The sequence below is a fragment of the Streptococcus pseudopneumoniae genome, from assembly GCF_001072665.1.
Classification (GTDB): domain Bacteria; phylum Bacillota; class Bacilli; order Lactobacillales; family Streptococcaceae; genus Streptococcus; species Streptococcus pseudopneumoniae_S.
The window spans coordinates 54,894-71,941 of the sequence record NZ_JVJI01000125.1 but is presented as its reverse complement, the minus strand read 5'-3'; the positions used below and the strand labels follow the sequence as shown (position 1 = coordinate 71,941).

Genomic DNA, 17,048 nt, shown 5'->3' with positions numbered 1-17,048 from the left:
AATTCAGAGATAATACCTAGACAAAGAACAAGTTTTTGGTATAATAGAAACATGTACACTAAAAACGAAGAAGAGTTACAGTCCTTAGGGGAACGTTTGGGCTATTTATTAGAAAAGAATGATGTCTTAATTCTAACTGGAGAACTTGGAGCAGGCAAAACGACCTTTACAAAAGGTCTTGCTAAAGGATTACAGATTACTCAGATGATTAAGAGTCCAACCTACACTATCGTAAGAGAGTATGAAGGTCGTCTTCCTCTTTATCATTTAGATGTTTACCGCATTGAGGGGGATGCTGATTCTATTGATTTAGATGAGTTTCTCTTTGGTGGCGGGGTGACTGTCATCGAGTGGGGACATCTTTTAGGTGATGCCTTACCAGATACTTATTTAGAATTGGAAATTCTAAAAGAAGAAGACGGTCGCAGGCTGAATTTCCAAGCAAAGGGTTTACGTGCAGAAAAACTCTTAGAGGAGCTTCAACATGGAGTATGAGTTGCTCATTAGGGAAGCAGAAGTTGAAGATGCGGCTGAGTTAGTATCATTTTTAAATCGTGTCAGTGTAGAAACAGATTTTACCAGTCTGGACAGGGATGGCATTTTGATGACAGATACTGAGATGGAGTTGTTTTTGGATAAACAGGCTCATTCAGAAAATCAAATCACTTTACTAGCCTTGCTGAATGATGAAATTGCTGGTATTGTAAATATTACAGCTGACCAGCGCAAGAGAGTTCGGCATATTGGAGATCTCTTCATTGTGATTGGTAAGAAGTATTGGAATAATGGACTGGGGAGTTTGTTACTTGAAGAAGTTGTAGAATGGGCGCAGGCTAGTGGCATTCTTCGTAGACTTCAACTCACTGTTCAAACTCGTAATCAGGCTGCAGTTCATTTATATCAAAAGAATGGTTTTGTCATTGAAGGTAGACAAGATCGCGGTGCGTACATAGAAGAAGGGAAATTTATAGATGTTTACCTGATGGGTAGACTGATAGATTGATAGTAATATGGTAAAAAAAATTATTGGAATGGTGCTAACTTTTCTAGCTGTGACAGTTTTGGGTGTCGGTGTTTTTGCTTATACCATTTATCAGCAAGGCACACAAACCTTATCAAAGACCTATAAAAAAATAGGGGAAGAAACCAATGTTATTGAGGCGACTGAACCCTTAACGATCCTTTTAATGGGGGTTGATACTGGAAACGTAGAACGAACTGACCCTTGGGAGGGAAATAGTGATTCCATGATTCTCTTAACGGTTAATCCGCATACGAAAAAAACAACGATGTTGAGTTTGGAACGTGATATCTTGACTAAAATTCAGCATAAAGATGGTAGTGTTGAGGAAGCTAAACTAAATGCCGCCTACGCTGGTGGTGGTGCGGAATTGGCAATCTCAACTATCCAGAAAATGATGAATATTCATATCGATCGTTACGTTATGGTGAATATGCAGGGGCTGCAACAATTGGTTGATGCAGTTGGCGGGGTGACTGTAAATAATACACTCGGTTTTCCAATTTCGATTACTGACCAGGAAGAATTTAATAAAATTTCCATTGGTGTTGGACAGCAAACTCTAAATGGTGAAGAAGCGCTTGTTTATTCTCGCATGCGCTACCAAGATCCAGAAGGGGACTACGGACGTCAGAAGCGTCAGCGTGAAGTCATTCAAAAGGTTGTTGAAAAAGTTCTTAGCTTGAATAGTGTTAGTCACTATCAGTCTATCTTAAAAGCCCTAAGTACCAATATGCAGACCAACATTGATTTATCAGCGAAAAGTATTCCACAATTACTTGGTTATCAAGATTCCTTCAAGAATATTGAAACACATCAATTGCGAGGAGAAGATGCTGAACTGCAGGGCATTTCTTACCAGATTGTTACAACTGAGCATATGTTAGAAATGCAAAATCTCTTACGTCGTTCACTAGGTAAAGAGGAAGTAACTGAAGTAGAAACCAATGCTGTGTTATACGAAGCAATTCTTGGAAGAACTGCTACACCAACGAATGCTTCAAGTGTAGAAATAGAACAAAATTAATAATGAAATCGTGGGAAATTTCCTGCGATTTTTTCAAAAAAATACGAATAGATAGGTAGGAGGAAACATGAAAGCAGAAATCATTACTGTTGGAACAGAGATTTTGACAGGACAGATTGTCAATACCAATGCTCAGTTTTTATCAGAAAAACTAGCAGAGATTGGGGTAGATGTTTATTTTCAGACAGCTGTAGGAGACAATGAAGCTCGTCTCTTATCCCTGCTTGAGATTGCCAGTCAACGTAGCAGTCTGGTGATTTTGACAGGTGGTTTAGGGCCAACTGAGGATGATTTGACCAAACAAACTCTGGCTAAATTTTTAGGGAAAGAATTAGTCTTCGATCCTCAGGCTCAGGAGAAGTTGGATGTCTTTTTTGCCCAGCGACCAGACTATGCCCGAACACCGAATAACGAAAGACAAGCTCAACTTGTAGAAGGAGCGACTCCGCTACCAAACGAAACAGGACTGGCTGTGGGGGGAATATTGGAAGTAGATGGAGTGACCTATGTCGTCCTTCCCGGTCCACCAAGTGAATTGAAGCCTATGGTCTTAAACCACCTTCTACCCAAGTTGATGACAGGGAGCAAGCTATATTCCCGAGTTCTTCGTTTCTTTGGGATTGGCGAAAGTCAGTTGGTTACGATTTTGTCTGATTTGATTGATAATCAAACCGATCCTACCTTGGCTCCTTATGCCAAGACAGGAGAAGTCACTCTGCGTCTGTCAACAAAAGCTAGTAGTCAAGAAAAAGCGAATCAAGTGCTGGATATCTTGGAAAATCAAATCTTGGACCACCAGACTTTCGAAGGAATTTCTTTACGAGACTTCTGTTATGGTTATGGGGAAGAAACTAGTTTAGCCAGCATTGTGGTAGAAGAACTGAAAAGGCAAGGGAAAACCATCACGGCTGCAGAGAGCTTGACGGCAGGTCTTTTCCAAGCTACCGTAGCAGATTTTTCAGGAGCTTCAAGTATATTTAAGGGTGGTTTTGTGACCTATAGCTTGGAGGAAAAATCAAAAATGTTGGATATTCCTGTCAAGGATTTGGAAGAGCACGGTGTGGTGTCTGAATTTACAGCTCAGAAGATGGCTGAGCAGGCGCGAAGCAAGACCCAGTCAGATTTTGGCCTTAGTTTGACTGGAGTGGCAGGACCAGATAGCCTAGAAGGGCACCCAGCTGGGACAGTCTTCATAGGCTTGGCTCAAAAGCATGGAACTGAAGTCATCAAGGTTAATATTGGAGGCAGAAGTCGAGCAGATGTACGGCACATTGCGGTTATGCATGCCTTTAACCTAGTTCGCAAGGCTTTATTAAGTGACTAACTTTTGATATAATAGTAGATAGGTCTGAGGACCATTAGAATGTAGGAGAATAGAATGGCGAAAAAACCAAAAAAATTAGATGAAATTTCAAAAAAATTCGGGGCAGAACGTGAAAAAGCCTTGAATGATGCTCTTAAATTGATTGAGAAAGACTTTGGTAAAGGTTCAATCATGCGTTTGGGTGAACGTGCAGAGCAAAAAGTGCAAGTGATGAGCTCAGGTTCCTTGGCTCTTGATATTGCCCTTGGTTCAGGTGGTTATCCTAAGGGACGTATCATTGAAATCTATGGGCCAGAGTCATCTGGTAAGACAACGGTTGCCCTTCATGCAGTTGCGCAAGCGCAAAAAGAAGGTGGGATTGCAGCCTTTATCGATGCGGAGCATGCCCTTGATCCAGCTTATGCTGCAGCTCTTGGGGTCAATATTGACGAATTGCTCTTGTCACAACCAGACTCAGGAGAGCAAGGTCTTGAGATTGCAGGAAAATTGATTGACTCAGGAGCCGTGGATCTTGTCGTGGTCGACTCAGTTGCTGCCCTTGTACCTCGTGCGGAAATTGATGGAGATATCGGAGATAGCCACGTTGGTTTGCAGGCTCGTATGATGAGCCAGGCTATGCGTAAACTTGGTGCTTCTATCAATAAAACCAAAACAATTGCCATCTTTATCAACCAATTACGTGAAAAAGTTGGGGTCATGTTTGGAAATCCAGAAACAACTCCTGGTGGACGTGCTCTGAAATTCTACGCATCAGTCCGTTTGGATGTTCGTGGAAGCACACAAATCAAAGGAACTGGTGATCAAAAAGACACCAATGTCGGTAAAGAAACTAAGATCAAGGTCGTGAAAAACAAGGTGGCTCCACCATTTAAGGAAGCCTTCGTTGAAATCATGTACGGAGAAGGGATTTCTAAGACTGGTGAACTCTTGAAAATCGCAAGCGATTTGGATATCATCAAAAAAGCAGGAGCTTGGTACTCTTACAAGGATGAGAAAATTGGGCAAGGTTCTGAAAATGCTAAGAAATACTTGGCAGATAACCCAGAAGTCTTTGATGAGATTGACCATCAAGTCCGTGTTCAATTTGGTTTGATTGATGGAGAAGAAGCTGCTGAAAGCAAAAAAGATGAAGCAGCTCAAGTAGACTCTGTGAATGAAGAAGTGACTCTTGACCTAGGCGATGAGCTTGAAATCGAAATTGAAGAATAAGCTGTCAAAGTAGTGGAGGAATCCACTGCTTTTTCGATTCTTTGTTCAATATTTCAGATTGCCTATAGTTTGCTGTTTCTTGTCGCTCTTCTAGAAAGCTGATATAATAGCCTTATGAATAAAAAACGAACAGTGGACCTGATTCATGGTCCTATTCTTCCCTCGCTTGTGAGTTTTGCCTTCCCAATCTTGCTATCAAATATTTTTCAACAGCTCTATAACACTGCTGATGTCTTGATTGTTGGGCGTTTTCTTGGTCAAGAATCCTTGGCTGCAGTAGGAGCGACAACAGCAATCTTTGACCTGATTGTAGGTTTTACTCTTGGTGTTGGCAATGGGATGGGGATTGTCATTGCCCGTTATTACGGGGCTCGGAATTTTACTAAAATCAAGGAAGCAGTAGCAGCCACCTGGATTTTAGGTGCTCTTTTGAGTGTTGTAGTGATGCTGCTGGGCTTTCTTGGTTTGTATTCACTCTTGCAATACCTAGATACTCCTGCAGAAATTCTTCCTCAATCTTATCAATATATATCTATGATCGTGACTTGTGTCGGTGTCAGCTTTGCTTATAATCTTTTTGCAGGTTTGTTGCGGTCCATTGGGGACAGTCTGGCAGCGCTTGGATTTCTGATTTTCTCTGCTCTGGTTAATGTGGTTCTGGATCTCTATTTCATTACACAATTGCATCTGGGAGTTCAATCTGCGGGACTTGCGACTATTATCTCACAAGGATTATCAGCGGTTTTATGCTTTTATTATATCCGTAAGAGCGTGCCAGAACTTTTGCCTCAGTTTAAGCATTTCAAATGGGACAAGGACTTATATTCGGATCTTTTGGAGCAAGGTTTGGCTATGGGATTGATGAGTTCAATTGTATCTATCGGCAGTGTGATTTTACAGTCTTCTGTTAATACCTTTGGTGCAGTGATTATTAGTGCCCAGACGGCGGCTCGACGCATTATGGCCTTCGCCCTTCTTCCTATGACCGCTATTTCCGCTTCGATGACGACCTTTGCTTCTCAGAATTTAGGTGCTAAGCGCCCAGACCGCATTGTTCAAGGTTTTCGAATCGGCAGTCGTTTAAGTATATCCTGGGCAGTTTTTGTTTGTATCTTCCTCTTTTTTGCCAGTCCAGCATTGGTTTCCTTCTTGGCTAGTTCGACAGATGATTACTTGATAGAAAATGGAAGTCTCTATCTGCAAATCAGTTCAGCCTTTTATCCTATTTTGAGTCTCTTATTGATTTATCGCAATTGTTTGCAGGGTTTGGGGCAAAAGATCCTTCCTCTAGTTTCTAGCTTTATAGAACTAATCGGGAAAATTGCTTTTGTGGTTTTGATTATTCCTTGGGCAGGCTATAAGGGAGTTATCCTTTGCGAACCCTTTATCTGGGTTGCCATGACCATTCAGCTGTACTTCTCACTGTTCCGTCACCCCTTGATAAAAGAAGGCAAGGCAATATTGGTAACCAAAGTGCAATCCTAGTTGGATTTACTGAATAAAATCCATTTCCTCTAGTGAAAATCGAAAAAACTTGTGTTATAATAAGAAAGATTAAAATGTGAAAAAAGGAGATTCCTAATGGGACGTAAATGGGCCAATATCGTAGCCAAGAAAACGGCTAAAGATGGAGCTAACTCTAAAGTATATGCAAAATTTGGTGTAGAAATCTATGTAGCAGCTAAAAAAGGTGATCCAGATCCAGAATCAAACTCAGCCTTGAAATTCGTTATCGACCGTGCTAAACAAGCGCAAGTGCCAAAACACGTTATTGATAAAGCGATTGATAAAGCAAAAGGGAACACAGACGAAACCTTTACAGAAGGACGTTACGAAGGTTTTGGACCAAATGGTTCTATGCTGATTGTTGATACTTTGACTTCAAATGTCAACCGTACAGCGGCTAATGTCCGTGCAGCCTTTGGTAAAAACGGCGGAAACATGGGTGCTTCAGGTTCGGTTTCATACCTCTTCGATAACAAGGGTGTTATTGTATTTGCAGGTGAAGATGCGGATGCAGTCTTTGAGCAATTGCTAGAAGCAGATGTGGATGTGGATGATGTAGAAGCAGAAGAAGGTACAATCACAGTTTACACAGCTCCAACTGACCTTCACAAGGCTATCGTTGCCCTTCGTGAGTCAGGTGTCGAAGAATTCCAAGTTACTGAATTGGAAATGATTCCTCAGTCAGAAGTGGAATTGTCAGGGGATGACCTTGAAACTTTTGAAAAACTTTACAGCGTTCTTGAAGACGACGAAGACGTACAAAAGATCTACACAAACGTAGATGGATTCTAATAGAAAAACGAACAGTTTTAATAGCTGTTCGTTTTTTGATATTTGAACTTAGACTCAGGTTTCAGAATCGTTTTGTTGCTTGCTTTTTTCTAGACCTAGACCGACTGCATGTTTTTGGACGAGCAAGAGCTGTCCATTGTCATCTTTTGCAAAAGTTAAGGTAACAGTCTTAGTCTTGTCTCCAATAGAGATATAGGTGATTTTTTTCGTATTGTAATCCCCAAGAGTGAAGTCAAAATCGGAATCTGGCTTTCCGTGTTTGTTGATAATATCCTCGTAGGTGGTACCACCTTTTCCTTTGTTGTCAGGGTCACCTTCGATTAAGGCGTCGAACTGTTCTTGGGTCCATGCGAAGGTATCGTCTGTCAAGCCGCTTTTTTCTTCGCGTTCCATTGAGGCACTCGTATCCATGTAGGAACGGTTAAACTCCTTGGCATACTCTTTGTAGACATCAGCGTATAGTGCCTGAGTCGTAAAGAAAAGTACAACAGAGGCAACTGCCAGGGATGTTCCGATAATAGCCATTGTTTTCCGTTTTTTGAGGTTGACGATAAGGCCAATAATCCCCAAGATAAATGCGACGATGGCGATGAACAACGATAGATAGTTAATAAACGGGATCCAGGATCCTAAAAGTGCGATGGCTCCAAAAATGGTTGCTAAGATTCCTAAAACTCTTTCTTCTTCTGGTTTCATTTGAAAGTTTTCTCCCTTCATTGAGTGAATGGATTTCTATCCACAGTAGTTAGCGCTTATTATATAAAAGATATTGCCTAATGTCAATTTAAACTAAGATAGTTCTCATGAAAACTTTTTTCTTGACATCTTTTCTGAAAATGGTAAAATAGTTCTCATGAAAACTTATTTAGTTCCTAGGAGAACTAAATACAAGGGTTAGAAAGGAGCAATTATGGATAAACCGATGTTGGTCTTTAAGCGTTTTAGTCATCAGATTCATCTGATGGTACAAAGGGAAGCAAAACGTTGTGGTATTGAATTTATGGGTGGACCGCAAGGTCAGGTTGTACGTTTTTTGGATATCCGTGAGGAAAACCAAGACTTGGTCTTGATTAAAGATATTGAGAAGGAACTCAATATTAGCAAGTCTGTTGCTAGTAACTTGGTCAAGCGTATGGTGCAAAATGGTCTGGTAGAATTGGAGGCGAGTTCTAGCGATAAGCGGGCTAAGTTTGTTCGTCTGACGGAAAAATCGCGTTCTCAAATGCAAGAATTTAAGGCCTTTTTTAAACGCATAGACAAGCAGTTGTTGGCAGACGTAGATGAAGGCGAATTACTGATTTTTGAGAAAGTCCTCAATCAATTACAGGAAAATATCAAGAGAATAGGAGGAGATAATGAAGAAATTAGCAAAACGAATTAGTAGAAAAGAATGGGGGATGATTTTACTAGCCATTCTCTTTACCTGCTTTTCGGTTTATCTAGATTTGGAAGTGCCGACCTATATCTCTAAAATCACGGATTTACTGGGAACTCAGGCTACCAATTTGGATGAGTTATGGCAACCAGCAGGTATGATGGTGGGCATGTCCTTTCTAGCCTTCTTATCCGCAGTCGCAGTTGGATTTTTTGCATCCAGAGTGGCTGCTTCTTACACTAGTAGGCTGAGAAGTGATATTTTTAACCGAGTTTTAGACTACTCACAGACAGAGATTAAGAAATTCTCTATTCCCAGTCTCCTAACTCGTACCACTAATGATATTACTCAAGTTCAGATGCTGATCACCATGGGCTTGCAAGTGGTTACGCGTGGTCCGATTATGGCTATCTGGGCCATCGGGAAGATTTTAGGTCATTCAGAATACTGGCTCTGGGCCGTACTTGTGGCAGTGATTGTCAATGTTTTGATGACGACAGTTTTGATGACGCTAGCCTTTCCAAAACAATCCTTGATTCAAAGTCTGACTGATAAACTGAACAGTATCACTCGTGAAAGTTTAACAGGTATTCGTGTTGTTCGTGCCTACAATGCAGAGGATTACCAAAATGAAAAATTTGCAGCAGCAAATGATGAGCTGACACGTTTGAATTTGTTTGTCAATCGTCTTATGGCTATTTTGAACCCCATCATGATGGGAATTTCAAGTGGTTTGAGTGTGGCGATTTACTGGATTGGGGCCTATGTAATCAGCGATGCTGCTCCAACAGCGCGTCTGCCTCTCTTTAGTGACATGGTTGTTTTCATGTCTTATGCTATGCAGGTTGTCATGGGCTTCCTTCTTATGGGGGCGCTCTTCATCGTTCTTCCCCGAACTATGGTCTCTGCTAAGCGGATTAATCAAGTTTTAGATTTGCATTCTTCTATCCAAAACCCTGCTCAAGTGCAGCTGGCTGATGAAAACCTCAAAGGTCAGGTCGAGTTTAAGGATGTGACCTTCCGCTATGCGGTAAATTCGGAGGCGGTTATTGAGCATGTTAGCTTTAGAGCAGAAGCTGGTCAAACAGTGGCCTTTATTGGGTCAACAGGTTCTGGTAAATCAACTCTGGTCAATCTGATTCCACGTTTCTACGACGTATCAGCAGGAGAAATTCTGGTGGATGGTGTCAATGTTCAAGACTATGACTTGAAAGATTTGCGCAACAAGGTTGGTTATATTTCTCAGAAAGCGGTTCTCTTTTCAGGTGATGTCAAGGGCAATCTAGACTTTGGACACAGTCAAGAAACACCGCTTAGTGAGCAGACTATGTGGCAAGCTCTGGAATTGGCCCAGTCTAAAAACTTTATCGAAGACAAGGAAGCGGGCTTATCGTCAGAAGTGGCCCAAGGAGGAACCAACTTCTCAGGCGGCCAAAGACAGCGTCTGGCCATTGCGCGTGCCTTGGCTCGGAGGCCAGAAATCCTCATCTTTGATGACTCCTTCTCAGCCTTGGACTACAAGACAGACCGTGTCCTACGCCAAGAGCTAGCAGAGAAAACCAAGTCTATGACCAAGCTTATCGTTGCACAGCGTATTTCAACGATTATGGATGCAGATTTGATTTTGGTCTTGGATCAAGGAAAAGTAGTGGGACAAGGCACCCACAAGGAACTTCTAGCTAATAACGAAGTTTACCAAGAAATTGCCTATTCACAACTATCGAAGGAGGAATTGGAACATGGAAAATAAGAAAATGTCTCTTTGGAAACAGAGTAAACCCTATCTTGCAGGTCTCCAGTTTGCCCTTCTTATAGCCTTTCTAGCAACAATCTTATCCAATATCATTACTGTTTATGGTCCAACCCGCATCAAGGAAATGACTAATATTATTGCCAGTGGTTTGGAAACAAGTGTGGATGTCGCGGCGGTTGCAGCTATTGGTAGTTTTTTGGCCGTCATCTATGTGATTGGGCTTCTATCAAATTATTTGCAAGCCTTTCTGTTTACAACAGCCATACAACGTTTTTCAGAGCGTTTGAGAACAGCGATTGCAGAGAAAATTAATCGTCTTCCATTGGGGTATTTTGATGGACATTCTCAAGGAGATACCTTGTCTCGTGTAACCAATGACGTTGACACTGCAGCCCAGTCCCTCAATCAAAGTCTGGGAACAGTTCTTTCATCCACTTTACTGGTCGTGGCCGTCTTGGTAACCATGTTTGGGATGAACTGGATTTTAGCCTTGGTGACGGTTGTTTCAACTCTAATCGGTTTTGCTTTCGTGTCCGTTTTTATGGGCAAATCGCAGGGATTCTTTAAGAGTCAGCAACAGGATTTGGCGGCTGTCAATGGCTATGTGGAGGAAATGTACTCTGGCCATAATGTGGTGACCAGTTATAATGCTATCGAGAGCACGAAAGAAGAGTTTGCGAAATTAAACAATCGTCTGTATGATAGTATCTGGAAATCTCAATTTATTTCAGGGATTATGATGCCGATTATGATGTTTATTGGTAACTTTAGCTATGCCTTGGTGATTATCGTTGGTGCAGCCTTGACCTTGAATGGGCAGATTAGCATCGGGATTATCGTTGCCTTTATGGCCTACGTTCGTATCTTTTCTCAGCCTCTTTCACAAATCGCTCAAGGGATTACTAGTCTGCAACAGGCTAGCGCAGCCATGGGGCGTGTCTTCGAATTCTTAGGTGAAGAGGAAATGGAAGATGAATCCCATAAAGAAAGACAATTGAGCGACATGAAAGGTCAAGTGGTCTTTGATCGAGTTTCCTTTGGTTACACACCAGAGCGAACCATTATACATGACTTTTCTGCGACAGCTCATGCAGGTCAAAAGGTTGCTATTGTAGGGCCGACAGGAGCTGGGAAGACAACCATTGTCAATCTTTTGATGAAGTTCTATGAGATTGGTAAGGGAAGTATCCGCATCGATGGTGTGGATACCAAAGAGATGAAGCGTTCGGAAGTACATGATGCCTTTTCAATGGTCTTGCAGGATACTTGGCTCTTTGAAGGAACCATTCGCGACAATCTTATCTATAACCAAAAGGGGATTAGTGATGAGCGCGTGATTGAAGCCAGCAAGGCTGTAGGGATTCACCACTTTATCATGACTCTACCAGATGGTTACGATACCGTCTTGGATGATACAGTGACCTTGTCTGTCGGACAAAAACAACTCTTGACCATTGCTCGTGCTTTGCTGAAAGATGCACCACTCCTAATCCTAGATGAAGCGACATCTTCGGTTGATACACGGACGGAAGAATTAATCCAGAAAGCCATGGACCGTTTGATGGAGGGAAGAACTTCCTTTGTCATCGCCCACCGCTTGTCTACTATTCGAAATGCTGATCTTATTCTGGTTATGAAAGATGGAAATATTATCGAGCAAGGCAATCATGAGGAGCTGATGGCACAAGCTGGTTTCTACGCTGACCTCTACAACAGTCAGTTTACAGAAGATGAAGCAGAAGAATAAATCTAAGAAGGCTTGACGGCCTTCTTTTTCTGCACTATACTAGAAGACAAGTGCTTCCCTATAAGCAAAATTTGAGTAAGTGATGAGAAAATATATGAAAAATTATCAAGAATGGTATGACCATATTGCTAGTAAGATTGAAAATAAGCCTATCTTTCTGAGACTGTTAAGAACTTTTAATCGCTTCATGACAGTAGTTATGCCTATAGTTTATCTGACCTTGTTAGCCACTACCTACTTCCAAGAAGGACTTGGGAAACAGGTCTGGATCTATGTGTTTGTCCCTGCGTCAGGTTTTGTGATTTTGTCCTTTCTTCGTAAGAAAGTCAATGCCCCTAGGCCTTATGAGGAATGGGATATTAAACCTCTGCTTGACAGAGATAGTCCTGGTCAGTCTATGCCCAGTCGTCATGTCTTTTCGGCAACCATTATCTCCATGGCTTGCCTTCATGCTAGTTTATCTCTAGGGATTATCTTATTGGTCTTATCAGCTCTCCTCGGTCTAGTGAGAGTCCTAGGTGGTGTGCATTATCCCAAGGATGTAGTGGTTGGTTATATTTGTGCTCTTGTGTGGGGTGTGCTTTTCTTTCTATGTTGACCTGTAAGTTAAGGTAGCCTTACAACCACTTACGAGTCTAAAGTAACCACTTGCTTTTTTGCTCTTGTTTTCTTATTTTGGCTTTGATATAGTAGAGTCAGAAAGGAGATGGAATGAAGTTACGAATCGAAATTGACAGCAATTTAGAGGAAACTGAAATTATCATCAAGGCAGCGACTTTGACAGATGAGATTGCGGATTTACAGCGGCTCTTGCAAGAGTCCAAGTCTCCTAGATTGATTTTTTACAAGGGGACGGGTGAATATTATCTGGACTTGTCGGAAATTCTTTTCTTTGAAACAGAGGGGAACAAGATTTACGCCCATACCCAGAAAGATGCCTACGAAGTTCGGCTCAAACTCTATGAGTTAGAGTCTATCCTTCCTCGCTATTTTAGTCGGGTATCCAAGTCGACTATTGCAAATATCCGTCAGGTTTACTCGGTTGACAAGTCCTTTTCAGGGACAGGAACTATTTCCTTTTATCAGACCCACAAGGAGGTTCACGTGTCGCGGCACTATCAATCCCTCCTAAAAGAAAATCTAAGAAACATGAGGTAAGAAGATGAAAAAGAAAGCATTTGGTATTGTGTTGCTAGTATTGGCGGCTTTAATATTATTACAAGGAAATTTTGGAATCCCTTCTCTGGGAGGGCACATTTGGCCTTTGATTGGTATTGGATTTTTTGCCTACCAATCAGTTGAGGCTTTGCTTCGTCGTCACCTGACATCAGCAGTTTTTACAGCTCTAGTAGCCTTAATGATTGCAAATCATTTTTATAACATTTTGCCTATCCCAAATCAGTCTCTATTTTGGGCTAGTATCTTAGCAGTGCTAGGTGTTGGCTATCTCACTCACTCAAGTAAGTTTTGGAACGGGAAAAAATGGTGGTATGATGGGGAAAAGACCATTCTAACAGATAAGGAAGTTGCTTTTGGAAGTGGGACTTTCTATAAACAAGATCAAGATCTTGTAGAAGACCAAGTAGAAGTTGCTTTTGGAAATGCAACAACCTACTATGACAATGCAGAGATGTTAGGTGATTTTGCAACTTTAAATATCGAAGTGGCTTTCGGAAATGCAACCGTCTATGTTCCACAACACTGGCGTGTCGATTTGAAAGTAGAAACATCCTTTGGTGCAGCCAAGGCAGACGCTCCTGTAGCGCCAACAAGCAAAACCTTGATTATTCGCGGGGAAGTGGCTTTTGGTAAACTTGGTGTTGTCTACGTCAAATAAAAAAATCTTCCGTAAGTGTCTAGAGTTTTGGGAAAATGAAAAATTAAATATCATATATCTTGAGAGAGCGAGAAAATCGCTCTCTTTTTTCGTTGCAAAAATTAAAGAAAGGAGAAAAAGAAATAATGAAAGGTTATAAAAAAGTAAGATTGACGGACGAAAATGGATTGAATGGTGAAACAGCTTGGGCTTACGGTCGTAGAGAAACCAAGCACAATTATGAGCCTTACAATCTTTCTCTCATTTTAGATAATGAGACGGCTTATTTTTCCGTGGGTACAGAGTTGATTCTAAAAGAGGATCAATACAACGTTGATATGGAGAAAACCAAAGAATTGGCAGATGCCAAGGCCATCATTAAACGTTATCACGGATGGACACGGGAAAAAGATGCCACTTCAAAAGTGGCTAGACAGTTAATCCGTGAACACAATCTATCATTCTTTTTAGGTAAAACATTGGAAACAGCTCAAGGAGCAGTGAAATTTGTCCGTTTAGAGAATGATGAGCATGATAGCTGGTTGGTAGGTAAAAATCTCCATACAGAAGATGAAAAGCGTTACAGTGATGTAGCGTGGATTTCTGCTAAACTTAGTTACGCTCCTGAAGATATTGATTTGATTCTTGACTAAGAGTTTTTAGTTAGGAGGGAAAAATGTCAGATAATATTGAAATTGTTATGGATATTGATTCGTTAGAAATTTTCGATGTAATAGATCTTGATAAGAATGAAAATATGGTTGATTGTATCCCTGAAGGAAATTCTGATGAAAAAGTATCTGTATACGATGATCTCAATAGAGTTTGGCTTGGAGATGGCTATTACTATAGACCTTCTAGTCTTCTCTGGAGAGTTATGAAAGATGATGTTATTCATGAATTAAAGCCCAGAAATAAACATGGCAGTTATCCTTACTCCAGAAGAGCGAGAGATGGAACTTGGGACAAACTAGCCAGTTAACTCAGGACGAAGCCTTATTGGTTGACTCTAGAGTTTAATCCAGAATTGATGGGATATGTGTAGGGAAAAGTAAAAGGACTTAGAAAGCGAGGAAGTTTTAGGTGCTCCAAAATAATTTAAAACTTTTAATGGTTAAAAACCATAAAACAATAAAACAAGTCAGCCAAGAAACAGGAATTAAAAAAGGTTCTCTAGAAATGTATGTTTTAGGCAGAGATATTATGGGTGATGATCTTACTATTCTTGCTCGCTATTTTAAAACTAACACCATCTATCTGTCTGGAATTTGGGATCTTGCAGCCGATGAAAAACATTTGAGTCATTTCAGGAAGTTATTTAAAGATAAAAGTAACTACTATATACCAGATATTAGTGATATTTTCGATGATTTGGATAACTGTTTCTATAATTTTTGGATACAGGCTATACAATTTACGGTTTTAGAAAACAATTTCAAAGCTGAACAATTTTTTAAAGCATTAAAATTTAAGGAAAAGGATGATTGTGTTTTTATTACCATTTCAGATAAAGATGTTATCAAGTCTTTAGAATGTTACAACAGTATTATTCGATATTATTATCCTGAAGGTGGGGAATATACTCCGATATTATCTTTTAAAGGTAATACCATAGAATAAACCAGTATGTAGAAAGGACGTACATATGACAAGACAGGAGTTAATTCAAGAAATAATGTCTTTGAGACAGTTGACAAGCCATGAAGCAGATGTGGTTATTTCACTGTTAGAAAGACAAAAGATGATTACTTTTACGCCACAAAATCAGCTTGCGTGTAATCTGAACTCATTCCAGGTGGGGTATTGATTTATGGCATATGGAAGAAAAAGTTTAATTCAAATTCAAGCTACAGAGATTCATTATCAGCTTCCTAAAGTCTTAGTTGGAACAACTTATTATCAAAAATTATGTGCTGAAGCAAAATTTGTCTACATGTTAATCAATGATCGCTTGAAATTATCACTTCAAACCGCTAAAGATACTGGAAATTTTGTGGATAAAAATGGTGATGTATATGTCATCTATCCGAATAATGAACTATGTCAAGATACTGGTTATGGGAAGGATAAAATTATCAAGTTGAAGAAAGAATTGATTAAATATCACTTGCTTGATGAGGAACGTCAAGGCATGAAACAGCCTAATAGATTGTATCCGAAAAATGTAGTTTCAGATCCAGAATTATTGAAGATGTCTTTTGAAATAGCTCCAAGTCCTTGGGAAATCTATGAACTCGGAAATGCCGAAATCAAGAACTCGCCAAATCCGAAATCAAGAACTCGCCAAATCCGAAATCAAGAACTCGGAAATACCGAACCAAATAATAATAATCTAATTAAGAATGATAAAAGAGATTACGATACTAATCGATACGAGGGCGAGTCATCTTTATCTGATTTATCAATTTCTGAAGCGTTTAGAATGGGGCAACATGGTTTTCTTTCTCCTCAACTAGTTCAGAAACTCAGTTTGTTTGGAAAAGATGCAAAAATTCTTGAAAATAAAATCTATCAAGCAAAACGCCAAGTTGAGAAGAATTACAACAACCTCTTAGCTGATCAGGAAATTTATGGAGAGGTTTGGCTGCAGGATCTTGAACGTGAGCTTGATAAATTGATTTTCAAAATTAAAACCGGAGAGGCTGAAGGAAAATCAATCCAGAATATCCCAGCCTACTTCTACAAAATGATGATTCGTTTTTGGAAGATGGCTCTACTCATTGAAAAAGAACATGGTTTCCTGGAGGTATCAGGACAAAGTGAGTACGCTAAAAAATTCCCTGATGAGTGTCCAAGTGTGATTGCACATTATTATCCAGATAAACTATCGGAGACGAAACTCAATAGCTATTTATCAGAATTGTCTAAGGGAGTTGAAACATGTTAAAAGATGAATTTAGACCAATTGATGGCAAAGTGCTAACGATAGGTCGTAGCCCGAAGGAGAAAATCTACATGGTTCCTAAAGCTGTTTTTGATTTACCGAAAAAAGAAAGAGCTGAGAAACTCAGCCAAATTTTCTCATCATGGCAACAGAAAGAGGATTGATTTCATGGGATTGTTTAATAACCAAGAGAGAATTAACAGAGTACAAGCTATGAAGGTTACACCTTCCCAACCAGTTCAAGAGATTGAAATGATTGTAGAGTATTTTGATAAAACGGTAGACAGTATTTCCGTCACCTCCAACTTAGAGGAACTAGAAAAATTGGTATCAAGTTCATTTGGAACAGGAGCGAGCATGAATTTTACATCCGCGACTCCACCGTTTTCTATCAATCCTCGATGGGTGAAGAAGATAACTTATCGGACAAAATAAGAAACAATATCAGGAGGATAGTAATGTTTAAACTAGTTACAATGGCTTTACTATTGATCTTAGCTTATGGAATAGGGCTTGTCATGATGGAGCTGAAGAATGCACCTCTGATGGATGATGAAATACTATCAAGTCTAAATAATGAAGGAGACAAGTAGA

General features: G+C 40.2%; 20 protein-coding genes and 1 pseudogene. 20 read left to right on the top strand and 1 reads right to left on the bottom strand.

Going from position 1 to position 17,048, the window contains the following annotated elements; all coding sequences use genetic code 11:
• Positions 1–51: 51 nt before the first annotated feature.
• The 7 genes from tsaE to ADH52_RS08540 all read left to right on the top strand — a co-directional run bounded on the left by tsaE (position 52) and on the right by ADH52_RS08540 (position 6,879).
• Positions 52–495: a tRNA (adenosine(37)-N6)-threonylcarbamoyltransferase complex ATPase subunit type 1 TsaE gene (tsaE, locus tag ADH52_RS08570; RefSeq protein ID WP_049487427.1), complete on the top strand. Its 444-nt coding sequence runs from the start codon at positions 52–54 to the stop codon at positions 493–495.
• Positions 485–1,003 (top strand): GNAT family N-acetyltransferase, encoded by a 519-nt coding sequence (locus tag ADH52_RS08565; RefSeq protein WP_042751725.1) that lies wholly within the window; start codon positions 485–487, stop codon positions 1,001–1,003. Before tsaE ends, ADH52_RS08565 begins: the two co-directional genes overlap by 11 nt.
• A gap of 7 nt (positions 1,004–1,010) precedes the next feature.
• Positions 1,011–2,048 (top strand): biofilm formation/cell division transcriptional regulator BrpA, encoded by a 1,038-nt coding sequence (gene brpA / locus ADH52_RS08560; RefSeq protein WP_049510947.1) that lies wholly within the window; start codon positions 1,011–1,013, stop codon positions 2,046–2,048.
• A gap of 67 nt (positions 2,049–2,115) precedes the next feature.
• The gene (locus ADH52_RS08555; protein WP_049510946.1) at positions 2,116–3,372 is read left to right on the top strand and encodes a competence/damage-inducible protein A; all 1,257 of its coding nucleotides are present in this window, start codon (positions 2,116–2,118) and stop codon (positions 3,370–3,372) included.
• Between the two features lie 54 nt (positions 3,373–3,426).
• A complete protein-coding gene (recA, locus tag ADH52_RS08550) occupies positions 3,427–4,581 on the top strand; it encodes a recombinase RecA (RefSeq protein ID WP_001085456.1) in 1,155 nt (384 codons plus the stop codon).
• Between the two features lie 114 nt (positions 4,582–4,695).
• Positions 4,696–6,066: an MATE family efflux transporter gene (locus tag ADH52_RS08545; RefSeq protein WP_049510945.1), complete on the top strand. Its 1,371-nt coding sequence runs from the start codon at positions 4,696–4,698 to the stop codon at positions 6,064–6,066.
• Positions 6,067–6,162: 96 nt separating this feature from the next.
• Positions 6,163–6,879 carry a YebC/PmpR family DNA-binding transcriptional regulator gene (locus ADH52_RS08540; protein ID WP_000532879.1) on the top strand — a complete coding sequence of 239 codons (717 nt, stop codon included), beginning with the start codon at positions 6,163–6,165 and terminating at the stop codon, positions 6,877–6,879.
• 54 nt (positions 6,880–6,933) lie between these two features.
• Here the strand turns inward: ADH52_RS08540 and ADH52_RS08535 are convergent, their stop codons facing one another.
• Positions 6,934–7,575, bottom strand: coding sequence for a DUF308 domain-containing protein (locus ADH52_RS08535; protein ID WP_080977851.1), 642 nt, complete (start codon positions 7,573–7,575; stop codon positions 6,934–6,936).
• A gap of 214 nt (positions 7,576–7,789) precedes the next feature.
• Between ADH52_RS08535 and ADH52_RS08530 the strand changes: the two genes are divergently transcribed.
• The 13 genes and pseudogenes from ADH52_RS08530 (at position 7,790) to ADH52_RS11775 (ending at position 17,047) form a co-directional block, all read left to right on the top strand.
• Entirely contained in the window at positions 7,790–8,260 is a 471-nt protein-coding gene (locus ADH52_RS08530) for a MarR family winged helix-turn-helix transcriptional regulator (protein WP_049510943.1), read from the top strand.
• On the top strand, positions 8,235–10,004 hold the full coding sequence (locus ADH52_RS08525; protein ID WP_049510942.1) for an ABC transporter ATP-binding protein: 1,770 nt from the start codon (positions 8,235–8,237) through the stop codon (positions 10,002–10,004). Before ADH52_RS08530 ends, ADH52_RS08525 begins: the two co-directional genes overlap by 26 nt.
• The gene (locus ADH52_RS08520; protein ID WP_049510941.1) at positions 9,994–11,754 is read left to right on the top strand and encodes an ABC transporter ATP-binding protein; all 1,761 of its coding nucleotides are present in this window, start codon (positions 9,994–9,996) and stop codon (positions 11,752–11,754) included. The genes ADH52_RS08525 and ADH52_RS08520 overlap by 11 nt, the downstream gene beginning before the upstream one ends.
• A 94-nt stretch (positions 11,755–11,848) precedes the next feature.
• Positions 11,849–12,352: a phosphatase PAP2 family protein gene (locus ADH52_RS08515; RefSeq protein ID WP_049510940.1), complete on the top strand. Its 504-nt coding sequence runs from the start codon at positions 11,849–11,851 to the stop codon at positions 12,350–12,352.
• Between the two features lie 113 nt (positions 12,353–12,465).
• Entirely contained in the window at positions 12,466–12,912 is a 447-nt protein-coding gene (locus tag ADH52_RS08510) for a LytTR family DNA-binding domain-containing protein (protein ID WP_049510939.1), read from the top strand.
• 4 nt (positions 12,913–12,916) lie between these two features.
• A complete protein-coding gene (locus tag ADH52_RS08505; RefSeq protein WP_049510938.1) occupies positions 12,917–13,591 on the top strand; it encodes a LiaF transmembrane domain-containing protein in 675 nt (224 codons plus the stop codon).
• Between the two features lie 125 nt (positions 13,592–13,716).
• Positions 13,717–14,223 carry a hypothetical protein gene (locus tag ADH52_RS08500; RefSeq protein WP_049510937.1) on the top strand — a complete coding sequence of 169 codons (507 nt, stop codon included), beginning with the start codon at positions 13,717–13,719 and terminating at the stop codon, positions 14,221–14,223.
• A 23-nt stretch (positions 14,224–14,246) separates the two neighbouring features.
• Positions 14,247–14,615, top strand: a pseudogene (locus tag ADH52_RS08495) (hypothetical protein).
• A gap of 38 nt (positions 14,616–14,653) precedes the next feature.
• Entirely contained in the window at positions 14,654–15,190 is a 537-nt protein-coding gene (locus ADH52_RS08490) for a helix-turn-helix domain-containing protein (protein ID WP_049510936.1), read from the top strand.
• 190 nt (positions 15,191–15,380) lie between these two features.
• On the top strand, positions 15,381–16,457 hold the full coding sequence (locus ADH52_RS08485) for a replication initiator protein A (protein WP_049510935.1): 1,077 nt from the start codon (positions 15,381–15,383) through the stop codon (positions 16,455–16,457).
• Positions 16,451–16,618 carry a hypothetical protein gene (locus ADH52_RS11505; RefSeq protein WP_000910110.1) on the top strand — a complete coding sequence of 56 codons (168 nt, stop codon included), beginning with the start codon at positions 16,451–16,453 and terminating at the stop codon, positions 16,616–16,618. The genes ADH52_RS08485 and ADH52_RS11505 overlap by 7 nt, the downstream gene beginning before the upstream one ends.
• Before the next feature lie 4 nt (positions 16,619–16,622).
• Entirely contained in the window at positions 16,623–16,889 is a 267-nt protein-coding gene (locus ADH52_RS08480; protein WP_049510934.1) for a hypothetical protein, read from the top strand.
• A 23-nt stretch (positions 16,890–16,912) separates the two neighbouring features.
• Positions 16,913–17,047, top strand: a complete 135-nt coding sequence (locus ADH52_RS11775) for a hypothetical protein (protein WP_275043169.1) — start codon at positions 16,913–16,915, stop codon at positions 17,045–17,047.
• Position 17,048 lies beyond the last annotated feature (1 nt).

Excerpts from the sequence above, each read along its gene's own strand:
- tsaE (WP_049487427.1), top strand. The coding sequence starts at position 52 with ATGTACACTAAAAACGAAGAAGAGTTACAGTCCTTAGGGGAACGTTTG.
- ADH52_RS08565 (WP_042751725.1), top strand. The coding sequence starts at position 485 with ATGGAGTATGAGTTGCTCATTAGGGAAGCAGAAGTTGAAGATGCGGCT.
- brpA (WP_049510947.1), top strand. The coding sequence starts at position 1,011 with ATGGTAAAAAAAATTATTGGAATGGTGCTAACTTTTCTAGCTGTGACA.
- ADH52_RS08555 (WP_049510946.1), top strand. The coding sequence starts at position 2,116 with ATGAAAGCAGAAATCATTACTGTTGGAACAGAGATTTTGACAGGACAG.
- recA (WP_001085456.1), top strand. The coding sequence starts at position 3,427 with ATGGCGAAAAAACCAAAAAAATTAGATGAAATTTCAAAAAAATTCGGG.
- ADH52_RS08545 (WP_049510945.1), top strand. The coding sequence starts at position 4,696 with ATGAATAAAAAACGAACAGTGGACCTGATTCATGGTCCTATTCTTCCC.
- ADH52_RS08540 (WP_000532879.1), top strand. The coding sequence starts at position 6,163 with ATGGGACGTAAATGGGCCAATATCGTAGCCAAGAAAACGGCTAAAGAT.
- ADH52_RS08535 (WP_080977851.1), bottom strand. The coding sequence starts at position 7,575 with ATGAAACCAGAAGAAGAAAGAGTTTTAGGAATCTTAGCAACCATTTTT.
- ADH52_RS08530 (WP_049510943.1), top strand. The coding sequence starts at position 7,790 with ATGGATAAACCGATGTTGGTCTTTAAGCGTTTTAGTCATCAGATTCAT.
- ADH52_RS08525 (WP_049510942.1), top strand. The coding sequence starts at position 8,235 with ATGAAGAAATTAGCAAAACGAATTAGTAGAAAAGAATGGGGGATGATT.
- ADH52_RS08520 (WP_049510941.1), top strand. The coding sequence starts at position 9,994 with ATGGAAAATAAGAAAATGTCTCTTTGGAAACAGAGTAAACCCTATCTT.
- ADH52_RS08515 (WP_049510940.1), top strand. The coding sequence starts at position 11,849 with ATGAAAAATTATCAAGAATGGTATGACCATATTGCTAGTAAGATTGAA.
- ADH52_RS08510 (WP_049510939.1), top strand. The coding sequence starts at position 12,466 with ATGAAGTTACGAATCGAAATTGACAGCAATTTAGAGGAAACTGAAATT.
- ADH52_RS08505 (WP_049510938.1), top strand. The coding sequence starts at position 12,917 with ATGAAAAAGAAAGCATTTGGTATTGTGTTGCTAGTATTGGCGGCTTTA.
- ADH52_RS08500 (WP_049510937.1), top strand. The coding sequence starts at position 13,717 with ATGAAAGGTTATAAAAAAGTAAGATTGACGGACGAAAATGGATTGAAT.
- ADH52_RS08485 (WP_049510935.1), top strand. The coding sequence starts at position 15,381 with ATGGCATATGGAAGAAAAAGTTTAATTCAAATTCAAGCTACAGAGATT.
- ADH52_RS11505 (WP_000910110.1), top strand. The coding sequence starts at position 16,451 with ATGTTAAAAGATGAATTTAGACCAATTGATGGCAAAGTGCTAACGATA.
- ADH52_RS08480 (WP_049510934.1), top strand. The coding sequence starts at position 16,623 with ATGGGATTGTTTAATAACCAAGAGAGAATTAACAGAGTACAAGCTATG.
- ADH52_RS11775 (WP_275043169.1), top strand. The coding sequence starts at position 16,913 with ATGTTTAAACTAGTTACAATGGCTTTACTATTGATCTTAGCTTATGGA.